Genomic DNA, 14172 nt, shown 5'->3' on the forward strand with positions numbered 1-14172 from the left:
TGGACGGAGATTGTCAGGCAACGGGAACTTCCCCGGCAGAGGTCTGGCCAGGCCGAAGGATTTCCTGCACGATCGTCTTGGGAACGGAGGGATCCGCATGCGCCTCACCACCGAGCGGACCGGCGTCACTCCCCGCCGCACCGCGGCCGAGGTGGCCCGGGCCGAGGCCCGCACCGCCCACAACTACCACCCGCTCCCCGTCGTGCTCCGCGACGGCGAGGGCGCCTGGGTCACCGACGTCGACGGTCGGCGCTACCTCGACTTCCTCGCCGGCTACTCGGCACTGAACTTCGGGCACGGCCACCCGCGGCTGCTCGCCGCGGCGCACGCCCAGCTGGACCGGCTCACGCTGACCAGCCGCGCCTTCGTGCACGACCGGTTCGCCGACTTCTGCGCCGCGCTCGGCGACCTCGCCGGCAAGGACCTCGTGCTGCCGATGAACACCGGCGCCGAGGCGGTGGAGACCGCGATCAAGGTCAGCCGCAAGTGGGGGTACGACGTCAAGGGCGTGCCGGCCGACAGCGCGCGGATCGTCGTGGCCGCGGGCAACTTCCACGGCCGGACCACCACCATCGTCGGCTTCTCCGACGACCCCGACGCGCGCGACGGCTTCGGCCCGTTCACGCCCGGCTTCGACCTGGTGCCCTACGGCGACCTCGCGGCCCTCGAGGCCGCGATCACCCCGAGCACCGTGGCCGTGCTCATCGAGCCGATCCAGGGCGAGGGCGGCGTGATCATCCCGCCCGACGACTACCTGCACGGCGTCCGGGAGGTGTGCACCCGCGAACGGGTGCTCATGGTCGCCGACGAGATCCAGTCCGGGCTCGGCCGCACGGGGCGCACCTTCGCGTGCGACCACGCGGACGTCGTACCCGACCTCTACGTGCTCGGCAAGGCACTCGGCGGCGGCGTGGTGCCGGTCTCCGCCGTGGTCGCCGACCGCGACGTGCTCGGCGTGCTGCACCCGGGCCAGCACGGCTCGACCTTCGGCGGCAACCCGCTCGCCTGCGCCGTCGGCCTGGAGGTGGTCGAGATGCTGCGCACCGGCGAGCACCAGGCACACGCCGCCGAGCTCGGCGTCCTGCTGCGCGAGCGGCTGCAGGCGATGGTCGGCCACGGCGTCGTCTCCTTCCGCTCCCGCGGCCTGTGGGCCGGCGTCGACGTCGACCCCGCCCTCGGCACCGGCCGCGACGTCTGCGAGCGGCTGGTGGAGCTCGGCGTGCTCGCCAAGGACACCCACGGCTCGACCATCCGGCTCGCCCCGCCGCTGGTCATCTCCGCCGACGACCTGGCCTGGGGCCTCGACCAGCTCGAAGGAGCGCTGCGATGACCACGACCACCCCTCCCCCCACCCCGCCGACCGGGACCGCCCCGAAGCGGGCGATCAACCAGGTCGGCGTGATCGGCCTGGGCAAGGTGGGCGAGCTCGTCGCCGGCCTGCTCACCGACGCTGGCTTCAAGGTCAGCGGGTACGACGCCCGGTCCCGCCCGGGGCTGCGCTTCGAGGCCGCCGAGCTCGACGTGAGCGACACCGATGCCCTGCGCGAGGCACTGCGCGGCGTCGACGCCGTCGTGTCCTGCCTGCCCTACGACCGCAACATCGACGTCGCGGAGGCCGCCGCCGAGGTCGGCTGCCACTACTTCGACCTCACCGAGGACGTGCCGACCACGCAGCGCGTCATCGAGCTCGCCGCCGAGCACCCGGGCGTCGCCTTCGTGCCCCAGTGCGGCCTGGCCCCCGGCCTGATCGGCATCGTCGGGGCGTCGCTGGCCAAGGAGTTCGAGGAGATCCGCTCCATCGAGCTCAAGGTCGGCGCGCTGCCGCAGAACCCCACCGGCCTGCTCGGCTACGCGTTCAACTGGTCCGCCGAGGGCGTGGTCAACGAGTACCTCAACGACTGCGAGGTGCTCCGCTCCGGCCGGCGCCAGATGGTGCCGGCGATGGAGGAGAAGGAGCGCGTCGTCATCGGCGGCATCGAGCTCGAGGCCGCGCTCACCTCCGGCGGCCTCGGCACGATGTGCCAGACCTACGAGGGCCGCGTGCAGCGCCTCGACTACAAGACGCTGCGCTACCCCGGCCACTTCGACCAAATGCACTTCCTCTTCGACGAGCTCGGCCTGCGGGACCGCCGCGAGGAGGTCGGCCGGATCCTCGTCGACGCCAAGCCGCCGGTCAACGACGACATCGTCTACCTCCACGCCGCCGTCGAGGGCGTCAAGGACGGGCAGCCGCTGCGCCAGAACCACGTCCGCGGCTACCTGCCGGTCACGCTCCCCGACGGCGAGGGGACCGACCGCACCTGGCGCGCGATCTCCTGGACCACCGCCTCCTCGGCCGTCGCCGTCGTGGAGCTGGTGGCCGACGGCCGCCTGCCGCAGGAGGGCTTCGTCCGCCAGGAGGACATCGCCCTCGAGGACCTCTACGCGACCCACGCGGGCCGCCTGTTTGCCGACCACGGAAAGATCAGCTGATGAGCACCCCCACCGACCTGGCCACCCGTTCCCGCGAGATCCTCACCGCCCTCGGCGCCGGAGACCCCTTCTCCCCCGACGGCGACCTCGTCGCCACCTCGCCCGTCGACGGCTCCGAGCTCGGCCGCCTCGTCGCGCACACGCCCGACCAGGTGGGCTCCGTCGTCGGCGACGCCCACGCGGCGTTCGAGCAGTGGCGCACCGTGCCGGCGCCCGTGCGCGGCCAGCTCGTGCGCGAGCTCGGCGAGCTCCTGCGCGAGCACAAGGAGCTGCTCGGTGAGCTGGTCTCGATCGAGGCGGGCAAGATCCGCTCCGAGGGCCTGGGTGAGGTCCAGGAGATGATCGACATCTGCGACTTCGCGGTCGGCCTCTCCCGGCAGCTGCACGGCCTGACCATCGCCTCGGAGCGCCCCGGCCACCGGATGATGGAGCAGTGGCACCCGCTGGGGGTCGTCGGCGTCATCTCGGCCTTCAACTTCCCGGTGGCCGTCTGGTCCTGGAACGCCGCCGTCGCGCTCGCCGCCGGCGACGCCGTGGTCTGGAAGCCCTCGGAGAAGACCCTGCTGACCGCGCTCGCGTGCCAGGCGCTGGCGGCGGAGGCGGCCCGGCGGGTGGGGGCACCCGCCGCCCTGTCCCAGGTCGTCCTGGGCACGAGCGCGGTCGGCGAGGCCCTCGTGGACGACCCGCGGGTCCCGCTGGTCTCGGCCACCGGCTCCACCCGGATGGGCAAGCTGGTCGCGCCGCGGGTGGCTGCCCGCCTCGGCCGCTGCCTGCTCGAGCTCGGCGGCAACAACGCCGCGATCGTCGCACCGTCGGCCGACCTCGACCTCGCCGTGCGCGGCATCGTCTTCTCCGCCGTCGGCACCGCCGGCCAGCGCTGTACCTCGCTGCGCCGCGTCATCGTCCACGAGTCCGTCCACGACGAGCTGCTCGACCGGCTCTCGAAGGCCTACGGCACGCTGTCGATCGGCTCCCCGCTCGAGCAGTCGACGCTCGTCGGCCCGCTGGTCGACGCCGCTGCGACGGACGCCTTCCTCGCCGCCGTCGAGCAGGCCCAGGCCGACGGCGGTCGGCTGGTCACCGGCGGCACCCGCGCCGACCAGATGTCCGGCGCCGTCGCCGGCGGGCAGTACGTCGTGCCCGCGATCGTCGACATGCCCGCCCAGACCGACATCGTGAAGCAGGAGACCTTCGCTCCCCTGCTCTACGTGCTCACCTACCGCGACCTCGACGAGGCGATCGCGCTGCACAACGAGGTCGCGCAGGGCCTGTCGTCGGCGATCTTCACCCTCGACGTGCGCGAGGCCGAGACCTTCGTGTCCGCCACCGGCTCCGACTGCGGCATCGCCAACGTCAACATCGGCACCTCCGGCGCCGAGATCGGCGGCGCCTTCGGCGGCGAGAAGGAGACCGGCGGCGGCCGCGAGTCCGGGTCAGACGCGTGGAAGGCCTACATGCGCCGCTCCACCAACACCATCAACTACTCCACCGAGCTGCCGCTGGCCCAGGGGGTCGAGTTCGGATGAGCCACCCGGTCGAGGACGACCGGACGGGGATGGTCGGGGCGACCGAGCTGCGCGCCCGGTTCGCGCGCTCGCTGTCGACCCTCTACGGCACCGAGGTGCCGGCCTACACCACGCTGGTCGAGGTGTCCGAGGCCGTCAACGCCGACGTGCTCGCCGCGATGGGCCCCGAGGCCGAGCGCCTCGGGTCCATCGAGCGGGTCACCGCCGAGCGGCACGGCGCGATCCGGGTCGGCACGCCCGACGAGCTGGCCCAGGTCGCGCGCGTCTTCGGCGCCTGCGGCATGCACCCCGTCGGGTTCTACGACCTGCGCGAGGCGGACCGGCCGATCCCCGTGGTCTCGACCGCCTTCCGGCCCGTCGACCCGGCCGAGCTCGCGGCGAACCCCTTCCGCGTGTTCACCTCGCTGCTCGTCGTCGACGACCGCCGCTTCTTCGACGCGACCACCCAGGCCCGGCTGGAGGAGTTCCTGGCCGCGCGGCGGCTCTTCCCCGACGAGCTGCTCGACCTCGCCGACCTCGCCGAGAAGCAGGAGGGGCTGTCGTCGTACGACGCCGAGCGGTTCATCGAGCTCGCCGCCGCGTCCTTCGCGCTGTCGGCGGAGCCGGTCGACCGCGCGTGGTACGACCACCTCGAGTCGATCTCCTCGGTCGCCGCGGACATCGGCGGCGTCACCTCGACGCACATCAACCACCTGACCCCGCGGGTGCTCGACATCGACGAGCTCTACCGCCGGATGACCGAGCGCGGCATCACGATGATCGACCGGATCCAGGGCCCGCCGCGCACCAGCAAGCCGGACGTCCTGCTGCGCCAGACGTCCTTCCGCGCACTCGCCGAGCCGCGCGCCTTCCGCGAGCCCGACGGCTCGGTGGTGCAGGGCGAGCTGCGGGTCCGCTTCGGCGAGGTGGAGGCCCGCGGCGTCGCCCTCACCCCCGAGGGCCGGGCGCTCTACGACGAGCGCGGCATCGACGCCTTCCCCGACACCGAGCCGGAGCTGCACGACGCCGGCCTCGCCTACTACCGCCGCGACGAGGACGGCCGCCTCCAGCCGATCGTCTACGAGGACTTCCTCCCCACGTCGGCCGCCGGCATCTTCGCCTCCAACCTCACCTCCGACGGCTCCGTCGACGCCCGCCAGCGCGCCGCCGCCCGCGACGCCGCCTGGCTCCAGGACGCCCTCGCACGCCCCCTCCACGACCCCTATCCCCTCTACGCCGCCCAGGCCGACTGACCCACCCACCCACCCCGCGAGGTGTGAGGGTTCGCACCGCGAGGTGTGAGGGTTCGCCCCGCGAAGTGTGAAGGTTCGCACCGCGAGGTGCGCGTTGTGGCTGCGCGAGGTGTGACTTGTGGCTGCGCGAGGTGCGCGTTGAGGTCGCGCGAGGTGCGCGCTGTGGTCGCGCGAGGTGCGCGTCGTGGTCGCGCGAGGTGCGCGTCGTGGTCGCGCGAGGTGCGGGTCGTGGCGGCGCGAGGTGCGGGTCGTGGCTACAGCGCCTCGACGTTGCGCACCAGCGCCACGCTGGTGTGGCGCACCGCGGTGCCGACGACCGGCTTCACGGCCGACGCGATGGCCCGGCCGGCGGGCCCTCCCGGCAGCGTGTAGCTGACCCACGCCTCGATCCGGGTCCGGTCGCCGCCGAGGTCGGTGAAGGTCCACCGCTGGGTGGTGTGGATGCCCTTGACGGTCCGGATCTCGATGTACCGGTCCTGCTCCCAGGCGGTGCACTCGACCCGCGCCTTCAGCGGTACGCCGACCTTCATGACCCCGTCGTACTGCGCGCCGACGCCGCGGAGCTGCTCGGAGACCGGCTCGATCCTCGCCAGCCCGAACATCCAGTCCTTGGTGTGGGTGTGGTCGTCGACGTACGCGAACACCTTGTCGACGGGCGCGTCGACCTCGACGCTCTCCTCCACCACGTTGGTCACGTCAGGATCCTGTCACCCGCCGGCAAGCGGGCCGCTCCAGCACGCGGTTTCAGCGTGGCTCAGCGCGGCGGCGGCAGCGCGTCGGTCGCCTCGAGCTGGCCCATGCCGGTCACCATCAGCAGGTCGGCGACGATCGCGCGCAGCTGGGCGAGGATCGCCTCGGCGGTGAGCACGCCGCTGCGCTCGACCACGCCGGTGGCGGCGCCGACGGCGAGCACCGTATCGCGCGCGGCGACCGCGACCCGGTCGGCGGCGAGCTCGGCCGCCACGGCGTCGGCGGCGTCGGCGAGGTCGGCGGTCAGGACGGCGTAGGCCCCCGGGATCTCGCGTCGGCGGTACGCCGCCACCGAGGTCTGCCGGACCAGGACCCGCGTGCTGCGCAGGGCCCGGTCGAGCGGGTCGACGAGCTCGGCCATCCGCCGCAGCGGCTCGCGGTGGCGCAGCCGGAAGGGCGAGGAGCTGACGACGGACATGCCCTCGTCCGCCGCGGCCTGGAGCTCGCGGATCAGCCGGTCGGTGCTGCGGGCGTCGGCGAGCAGCTCGAGGGCCGGGGTGGCTTCGCCGTCGACCATGAGGTCCGACGCGGCGCGGAGCAGGTCGGCGATCTTGCTGGCGACCCGCGCCGCCTGCTCCCGCGGGCGGCGCAGGGGCGCGGCGGGCACCGCCATCGCCGCGACCAGCGCCACCGAGCCGCCGATGAGCGCGTCGGTCCAGCGCAGGAAGGCACCCTGCGCCCCGGGCAGCAGGGTGGCGACCACGATCGACTGGACGGCGGCCTGGGTGACGAAGAGGATCCCCGCGTCGAGCAGCAGCGCGGTCGACATCGCGAGGAAGACGATGAGCGCGAGCTGCCACGCCCCGGAGCCGATGCCGGCGACGAGCACGTCGGCGATGAGGACGCCGATCGCGACGCCGATCGTCACCTCGGCGACGCGGCGCAGCCGCTGCCCGTACGACGTGCCGAGCGAGACCACCGCCGCGATGGGCGCGAAGAACGGCAGCTCGTGCCCGAGCAGGTCGGCGGCGATGAACCACGCGACGCCGGCCGCCACCGAGCACTGGACGACGACCCAGAGCTTGGACCGCCACCGGCCGATGCGGCCGCGCAGCGACAGGCGGCTGCGCGACCACATCCGATCGAGCGAAGCCTCCACAACTGGGAGGCTAGTGGGTCGGCCGGTGTCAGACGGCCTTGGCCGGGAGGACCTTCTTCGACACGAGGGCGACGACGTCCTCGTACCGCGATCCGGCGAGCTTCTGGAAGTGGTGCAGGGCGTGGGCGTCGATGCCGACGAGCACGCGGGCCTGGTTCTTCTGGATGCCCTTGACGATGATCTCGGCGGCGCGATCAGGCGTCATCCGCGCGAGCTTCTCGTCGAACAGCTTCGCGGTCGCGGCCTTGTCCTCCTTGTCGGAGACGCGGGCGCTGCGGGCGATCGCGGTCTTGATGCCGCCAGGGTGCACCGAGGTCACGCCGACCTTGTGCCCGGCGATGAGCATCTCCTCGCGCAGCGCCTCGGTGAACCCGCGGACCGCGAACTTGGTGGCGTTGTAGGCGCTCTGGCCGGGCATCGCGAGCAGCCCGAAGAGCGACGACAGGTTGACGACGTGACCGTCGCCGGAGGCGATCAGGTGCGGCAGGAACTCCTTGGTGCCGTAGACGACGCCCCAGAAGTTGATGCCGACGATCCACTCCATGTCCTCGTAGGAGAGGTCGGTGACCTCGCCCGCGAGCGCGACGCCGGCGTTGTTGATGACGACGTTGACCTGGCCGAAGTGCTCGGCGACCTCGGTCGCGTACGACGCGAAGGCCTCCTTGTCGGACACGTCGAGCCGGGCGGTGTGGACGTCCGGCGAGCCGGCCTTGACCGCGAGCTCGACGGTCTCGCCGAGGCCGTCCTCGTTGACGTCGGACAGCGCGAGCCGCGCGCCCTTGCCGGCGAGGTTCACCGCCAGGGCCCGACCGATGCCGGACCCGGCGCCGGTGATGACGACGACCTTGTTGCTGAGGTTCTTCACGAGCTGACCTTCTCCCTGGGCTGCGGTGCGCGGACGGGCTCGACGTCGTACTTGTCGAGGTCGAACGAGCGGAGGTGCTGGCGGAACGTGAACGTCTGTCCCGGCCAGAGCGTGGTGTTGTTGCCGAACTTGTCGAGGTACCAGCTCGCGCAGCCGCCGGTCTGCCACACCGTCGGCTTCATCTTGCGGCGGACCTGCGCGGTCCACGCGTCCTGCGCGGACTGCTTGGGCTCGACGACCGCGAGGCCGGAGCGCCGCATCGCGCGGGCTGCCTCGACGACGTACCGCACCTGCGACTCGATGATGAAGATCATCGACGAGTGGCCGAGGGCGGTGTTGGGCCCGACGATCTGGAACAGGTTGGGGAAGCCGTGGATCGTCGTCCCCTTGTACGCCGCCATGCCGCCGTCGTCCCAGACGTCGGCCAGCGTGCGGCCGTCGCGGCCGGTGATGTGCTGTGCGATCGGCGGCTCGGTCACGTAGAAGCCGGTGGCCACGACGAGCACGTCGACGGGCCGCTCGGTGCCGTCCGCGGTGACGACGGCGTTGCCGGTGACCTTCGCGATCGGGTCGGTGACCAGGTCGACGTTGTCGGCGGCGAGGGCGGGGTACCACTTGTTGGAGATCAGGATCCGCTTGCAGCCGGCGCGGTAGGTCGGGGTGACCTTCCTGCGCAGCTCGGGGTCCTTGATGGCCCTGGCGATGTTGCGCTTGGCCTGCAGCTCGACCGCGGCCATGGCCTGCGGGAAGCGGGCGAAGGCGGGCACGCGCGCCTCGAGGGTGCCGTAGACCAGCGTCCGGAGGGCCCGCTGCGCACCGGGGACGTGGCGGAACACGGCCTTCTCGATCGCGGTGAACGAGCGCTCGTTGCGGGGGATCACCCAGTTCGGGGTGCGCTGGTAGACGTCCACGTGGCCACCCGACTCGGCGAGGAGCTTCTGCAGCTCGGGGACGAGCTGGATGGCCGAGGCGCCGGTGCCGATGACCGCGACCCGCTTGCCGGCGAGGTCGACGTCGTGGTTCCAGCGGGCGGAGTGGAAGACCTCGCCCTGGAAGCCGTCGATGCCCTCGATGTCGGGCAGGCGCGGCTCGGACAGGCCGCCGGATCCGGAGATGAGCGTGCGGGCGGCGTACTCGACGACGCCGTTGGGGCCCTCGGTGCGCACGACCCAGCGCTGCTGCTCGTCGTCCCAGCGGGCGTCGACGACCGCGGTGTCGAACACGAAGCGGTCGAGCGTGCCGGACTCCTCGGCGACCCGGCGGGTGTAGGCCCAGATCTCCTGCTGCGGGGAGTAGACCTTCGACCAGTCGGGGTTGAGCGCGAAGGAGTAGGAGTAGAGCTGGCTGGGGACGTCGCACTCCGCGCCGGGGTAGGTGTTGATGTGCCACGTGCCGCCGACGTCGCTGTCCTTCTCGACGACGACGAAGTCGCGCTCGCCGGCCTCGTCGAGCTTGATCGCGGCCGCCAGGCCGGCGAAGCCCGCGCCGACGACGAGGTGGTCGACGTTCCTGCGACTCGGAGTTGCACTCATGACCTCGACGCTATTGGCACTATTGAACATCTGTCAATAGAGTGGGTGGCGTGACGGCGCCCACCCCCTCCCCCTCCGCCCCCGGCCCCGGCAGCGCGCCGGGCGGCACGGGTCGCACCCGGCTCAGCCCGGACCAGCGCCGCACGCAGCTGCTCGAGACCGGCTTCCGGCTGCTCGCCACCCGCTCGCTGGACGAGCTGTCGATCGACCTGCTCGCCGAGGAGGCCGGCATCTCACGCGGCCTGCTCTACCACTACTTCGGCGGCAAGCAGGGGTACTACGAGGCGGTCGTGCAGCACGCGGCCGACCAGCTCTACCGTCGTACCGCTCCCCCGGCGGCGGGCGAGCCGATGGACCGCCTGCTCGTGTCCCTGGGCGGCTACGTCGACTACGTCGTCGCGCACCACACCGGCTACCGCTCGCTCGTCACCGCCGCGCGCGGCGGCAACGAGAAGCTGCGCGCCATCTACGACACCACTTTCGCCGCCCTCGCAGACCGCTTCTTCACCAGTGACCCCGACGGCCTCGTCCTGCCCGACACCCCCGCCGTCCGCCTCCTCATCCACGCCTGGCAGGCCATGGTCGAGGACCTCGTGCTCACCTGGTGCGATGACCCCGCCGGCCTCACCCGCGACGACCTCCTCCAGGTCATCACCACCTCCCTCCCCGCCCTCGTCGAAACCCTCCCCGGCCGCGAGGTGTGACGCCCTGCACCGCGAGGTGCGGGTTGTGGTGGCGCGAGGTGCGGGTTGTGGTGGCGCGAGGTGCGGGCCGTGGCGGCTCGAGGTGCGGGCCGTGGCGGCACGAGGTGCGGGTTGAGGTGCGCACTGGAGGTCAGCGCCGGACGGTGCGACGGCGCCGGTACGCCGGGTGATCGGGGCCCCTCGAGTAGACGCGCTTGGTCGGTGCCGTCGGCGATCGGAGCGCGATCGCGTCGGCGAGCTCCCTCATCCACCGCTGCCGCGCGGTCGGGCTGAACCCGTCCTTGCGGACGACGATCACGATCCAGCCGGCGTCCCGGAGAGCCTTGCGCCGCCTCTCGTCCCGCTCGCGATCATCCTCGGACGTGTGGAACTCCTCGCCGTCGTACTCCACGGCGATGCGGAGGTGGGCGTAGGCGTTCTCGGTCCGCACCCAACCCCACTCCGGCAGCAGGGTCCAGACCTGGGGCTCCGGCATGGGGAGGCTCGCGTCATGGATCATCAGGCGGATCCACGACTCCGGCTGTGAGTCCGCTTCGTCGGTCGAGAGCGGGACCAGCTCGCGCAGCTGTACGACGCCACGGTGTCCCTTGAAGCGCGGCAACATCGCAGTCAGCTGCGTCTCGGTGACTTGATGCTCCCGCCGGAACGCATCCAGGGCCGCAATCGCGCGCAACCGGCCGCGCAGCCGGGCAACGTCGCAAGCAGTGCGGAGCGGAGTGGTCACTCGAACGCCGCCGATCGACATCACGTCCTCCGGCCGCAGCGTCCGCTTGCCGCCGAAGATGCCGTTGCGGCGAGTCGGCTCGCCGGCGGCCGACACCACCTCCACGTCGGGCAACAGGTCCAAGCTTGCGAAGTCGAGGAGGTCGATGCCGTGCAGGAAGGCAGCCGAGAGGTCGCACACCACGCCGCGAGGAGGTACGACCAGGGCGGCCGCCCTTGCCCGGAGGTCGACGGAGTCGCGGAGCGCACTCGCGACGTACACGCCGCGCAGCGGGCGCCGGAGCACGCCGTGGTCGACGAGATGGCGCAGCTGCGCCCGGGTGACGCCCGATTCGCGGGCTATCGCGTAGGTGAACGGACCAGGTCCGAGGCGATCGAGGATGTCCATGCCGCCAGCGTGGACGCGGTCCGAGACTTCCTCGATCCGTCGCACGCGGCGTGTGGATGGCTGTCGTCGTATACAGGGATGCGGACCGCAGGTGGACGGTCGCGTGACAGGTGTGAACGCGTCCGAACGACCTGATCCCGCACCTCGAACAGCCACAGCCCGCACCTCGCGCCGCCACCATCGGCACCTCGCGCCGCCACAATCGGCACCTCGCGCGACCACAATCGGCACCTCGCGCGACCACAACCCGCACCTCGCGCCGCCACAACCCGCACTTCGGCGGGGTGGGGTGGGCGGGGGTGGGGTCAGGACGAGTCGGGATCGGGTTGGCGCTGGGGGTGGCGCTGGCGCTTGCGGCGGACGACGCGGGTGACGCCGACGAGGCGGGGGCCGGCGAGGCGGGCCTCGACGCGGCGGGCCTCGCGCAGGACCGGCTGGGCGACGTACTCACCGAGGATGACGCCGGAGGCGAGGGCGATGGCGACGGAGGCGGCGGTGACCATGGCGAGGAGGCCCTGGGCGACCTGCTCGCCGCCGCCCTCGGAGAGCAGGAAGAGGCCACGGTAGATGGAGAGGCCGGGCAGCATCGGGACGACGGCGGAGACGACGACCACGAGCGGCGGGACGCGGAAGCGGCGGCCGACGGTGTAGCCGAAGAGGCCGATCATGAAGGCGGCGATGCCGACCGACCAGGGGCGGCCGAAGCCGGCCTCGATGATCAGGCCGGTGGCCGTGATCGCGCCGGCTCCGAGGACGCCGATCGGGAGCAGGGTGCGCAGCGGGGCGTAGCAGGCGAAGGCGAAGGCCGCGGCCGCGATGCCTGCCCCGATCGCGGTGGCGGTCAGGCTGACCAGGTCGAAGCGGGGCAGGGTCAGCCGTGGGATGTCGAGCCCGATCTGCGCGCACAGCGACAGGCCGCCACTGACGCCGGCGATGATGCCGGCGGTCGCGAGCACCGCCTCGAGCACGCGCGCCCCACCGGTGACGAAGAAGCCGGAGAGGGCGTCCTGGATCGCGCCGACGAAGCCGATGCCGGCGAGCAGCATGATGATGTTCGCGGTGACGACGAGCGAGGCGTTGAGGTGCACCCACGGCTCGGCGAGGCGGGTGCCGAGGGCGGCGAGGACGGTGGCGACGACGCCGCCGGCCACCTGCTGGTAGAAGCCGGGCAGCCGCCGCCGGGTCATCCACATCTGCAGCCGGTCGATGCAGACGGCGGCGAGCATCGCGACGAGCACCACGACCGCGTTGCCGCCGAGCTGGAGGCCGACGCCGCCGCACATCACGCCGACGCCGAGGGTCGCCGCCCAGCGGGGACGGGCGTGGCCGGACGACACGATCGCCGCGAGCTCGGTACGGGCGTCCTCGAGGCCCACCTTCCCGGCGACGACGTCGCGGACCAGGTGGTCGACACGGGTGAGGTCCTCGTAGTCGATGTCGCGCTGGGTGACCGAGCGCAGCTGCACGACCGGCGGCTCGTCGAGCCCCTGCTGGACGCTCATCGCCAGCGACGTGAAGGTGACGTCGACCTGGGTCTGGCGCACGCCGAGCGCCCGCGCGAGGGCCCGCATCGTCGCGACGACGTCCGGCGCACCGGCGCCTGACGAGAGCAGCACCTCCCCCACCTTCAGGCACAGGTCGAGCGTGCGGTGAAGGGTCCGCAGGTCGTCCATCCCCCCATGCTGTCAGGTTCGCCACCGCGACCGGACGCCCCCTACGCTGAGGAGGTGCGCATCGACTTCCACGGCTCGCCCGAGCCGACGCTCGGGGTGGAGTGGGAGTTCGCACTGGTCGACCGCCGCACCCGCGACCTCCGCAACGACGCCGCCCATCTCTTCGCGCGGGCGAAGCCGCGGATGCCCGACCCCGGCAAGCTGCACAAGGAGCTGCTGCGCAACACCGTCGAGGTCGTGACCGGCGTGTGCCCCACCGTCGCCGACGCGATGGCCGACCTGACCGACACGCTGCGCCACGTCACCTCCGCGGCCGACGACCTCGACCTGGACCTGTACGGCGCCGGCACGCACCCCTTCGCGAGCTGGACCGGGCAGCAGCTGACCGAGGGCCACCGCTACGAGGAGCTGATCAACCGCACCCAGTGGTGGGGCCGGCAGATGCTGATCTGGGGCGTCCACGTGCACGTCGGCCTCCCTGAGAAGAGCCGGGTGATGCCGGTCCTCGCCGCGCTGCTCACCTACTACCCGCACCTGCAGGCGCTCTCGGCGTCCTCGCCGATCTGGATGGGCGTCGACACCGGCTACGCCTCCAACCGGGCGCTGATGTTCCAGCAGCTGCCGACCGCGGGCCTGCCGTTCCAGTTCGAGCGGTGGGAGGAGTTCGAGGCGTTCGCGCACGACCAGGTCACCACCGGCGTCATCGACGAGCTCAGCGAGATCCGCTGGGACCTGCGCCCCGCCCCCACGCACGGCACCCTCGAGAACCGCATCTGCGACGGTGTCTCGACCCTCACCGACATGGCCGCGCTGGTGGCGCTCATGCACTGCCTGGTCGTCTGGCTCGACGGCCGCGCCGCCGCCGGCGAGCGCCTGCCGACGATGCCGCCGTGGCACGTGCAGGAGAACAAGTGGCGCGCCGCACGGTACGGCGTCGACGCGATCGTGATCCTCGACGCCGAGTCGAACGAGCGGCTGGTCACCGAGGACCTCGCCGAGCTCGTCGAGCAGCTCGCGCCCACCGCGGAGCGACTCGGCTGCTCCGCGGAGCTGGCGTCCGTCCTCGACATCCCGACCCGCGGTCCGTCGTACCAGCGCCAGCGGGTGGTGGCCGGGCGCACCGACAACGACCTGGTCGCCGTCGTCGACTCCGTCGTCCGCGAGCTCCGCGTCGAGCTCGACCAGCGCCCCGGCTAGCCGGGGCAGCC

The 14172-nt window shown here is 72.3% G+C and carries 12 protein-coding genes; 6 read left to right on the plus strand and 6 right to left on the minus strand.

From position 1 onward, the window contains the following. Positions 1-97 precede the first annotated feature (97 nt). From rocD to hglS, 4 genes are read left to right on the plus strand one after another with little or no spacing between them, the layout of a single operon-like run. Positions 98-1330, plus strand: a complete 1233-nt coding sequence (gene rocD, locus NOCJ54_RS0118890; protein WP_028656740.1) for an ornithine--oxo-acid transaminase — start codon at positions 98-100, stop codon at positions 1328-1330. Continuing rightward, entirely contained in the window at positions 1327-2472 is a 1146-nt protein-coding gene (locus tag NOCJ54_RS0118895) for a saccharopine dehydrogenase family protein (RefSeq protein WP_051486082.1), read from the plus strand. The genes rocD and NOCJ54_RS0118895 overlap by 4 nt, the downstream gene beginning before the upstream one ends. Beyond that, a complete protein-coding gene (gene amaB / locus NOCJ54_RS0118900) occupies positions 2472-3998 on the plus strand; it encodes an L-piperidine-6-carboxylate dehydrogenase (RefSeq protein WP_028656742.1) in 1527 nt (508 codons plus the stop codon). Before NOCJ54_RS0118895 ends, amaB begins: the two co-directional genes overlap by 1 nt. Then, a complete protein-coding gene (gene hglS / locus NOCJ54_RS0118905) occupies positions 3995-5230 on the plus strand; it encodes a 2-oxoadipate dioxygenase/decarboxylase (protein WP_232221834.1) in 1236 nt (411 codons plus the stop codon). Before amaB ends, hglS begins: the two co-directional genes overlap by 4 nt. Positions 5231-5484: 254 nt before the next feature. Here the strand turns inward: hglS and NOCJ54_RS0118910 are convergent, their stop codons facing one another. The 4 genes from NOCJ54_RS0118910 to NOCJ54_RS0118925 are packed head-to-tail and all read right to left on the minus strand — an operon-like array spanning position 5485 to position 9476. Beyond that, positions 5485-5925, minus strand: coding sequence for an SRPBCC family protein (locus NOCJ54_RS0118910; RefSeq protein WP_036518686.1), 441 nt, complete (start codon positions 5923-5925; stop codon positions 5485-5487). Positions 5926-5984: 59 nt separating this feature from the next. After that, the gene (locus tag NOCJ54_RS0118915) at positions 5985-7058 is read right to left on the minus strand and encodes an FUSC family protein (RefSeq protein ID WP_051486083.1); all 1074 of its coding nucleotides are present in this window, start codon (positions 7056-7058) and stop codon (positions 5985-5987) included. A 49-nt stretch (positions 7059-7107) separates the two neighbouring features. Next, positions 7108-7944 carry an SDR family NAD(P)-dependent oxidoreductase gene (locus tag NOCJ54_RS0118920; RefSeq protein ID WP_028656746.1) on the minus strand — a complete coding sequence of 279 codons (837 nt, stop codon included), beginning with the start codon at positions 7942-7944 and terminating at the stop codon, positions 7108-7110. After that, positions 7941-9476 carry a flavin-containing monooxygenase gene (locus tag NOCJ54_RS0118925; protein ID WP_028656747.1) on the minus strand — a complete coding sequence of 512 codons (1536 nt, stop codon included), beginning with the start codon at positions 9474-9476 and terminating at the stop codon, positions 7941-7943. Before NOCJ54_RS0118925 ends, NOCJ54_RS0118920 begins: the two co-directional genes overlap by 4 nt. Before the next feature lie 50 nt (positions 9477-9526). Between NOCJ54_RS0118925 and NOCJ54_RS26930 the strand changes: the two genes are divergently transcribed. Then, on the plus strand, positions 9527-10180 hold the full coding sequence (locus NOCJ54_RS26930) for a TetR/AcrR family transcriptional regulator (RefSeq protein ID WP_051486085.1): 654 nt from the start codon (positions 9527-9529) through the stop codon (positions 10178-10180). A gap of 130 nt (positions 10181-10310) precedes the next feature. Here the strand turns inward: NOCJ54_RS26930 and NOCJ54_RS26935 are convergent, their stop codons facing one another. Next, positions 10311-11291 carry a type IV toxin-antitoxin system AbiEi family antitoxin domain-containing protein gene (locus tag NOCJ54_RS26935; RefSeq protein WP_157514969.1) on the minus strand — a complete coding sequence of 327 codons (981 nt, stop codon included), beginning with the start codon at positions 11289-11291 and terminating at the stop codon, positions 10311-10313. Positions 11292-11596: 305 nt separating this feature from the next. Further along, on the minus strand, positions 11597-12964 hold the full coding sequence (locus NOCJ54_RS26940; protein ID WP_051486087.1) for a threonine/serine ThrE exporter family protein: 1368 nt from the start codon (positions 12962-12964) through the stop codon (positions 11597-11599). A gap of 54 nt (positions 12965-13018) precedes the next feature. Between NOCJ54_RS26940 and NOCJ54_RS0118945 the strand changes: the two genes are divergently transcribed. Next, the gene (locus tag NOCJ54_RS0118945) at positions 13019-14161 is read left to right on the plus strand and encodes a glutamate--cysteine ligase (protein ID WP_028656748.1); all 1143 of its coding nucleotides are present in this window, start codon (positions 13019-13021) and stop codon (positions 14159-14161) included. Positions 14162-14172 lie beyond the last annotated feature (11 nt).

Source organism: Nocardioides sp. J54 (assembly GCF_000519005.1).
GTDB lineage: Bacteria > Actinomycetota > Actinomycetes > Propionibacteriales > Nocardioidaceae > Nocardioides.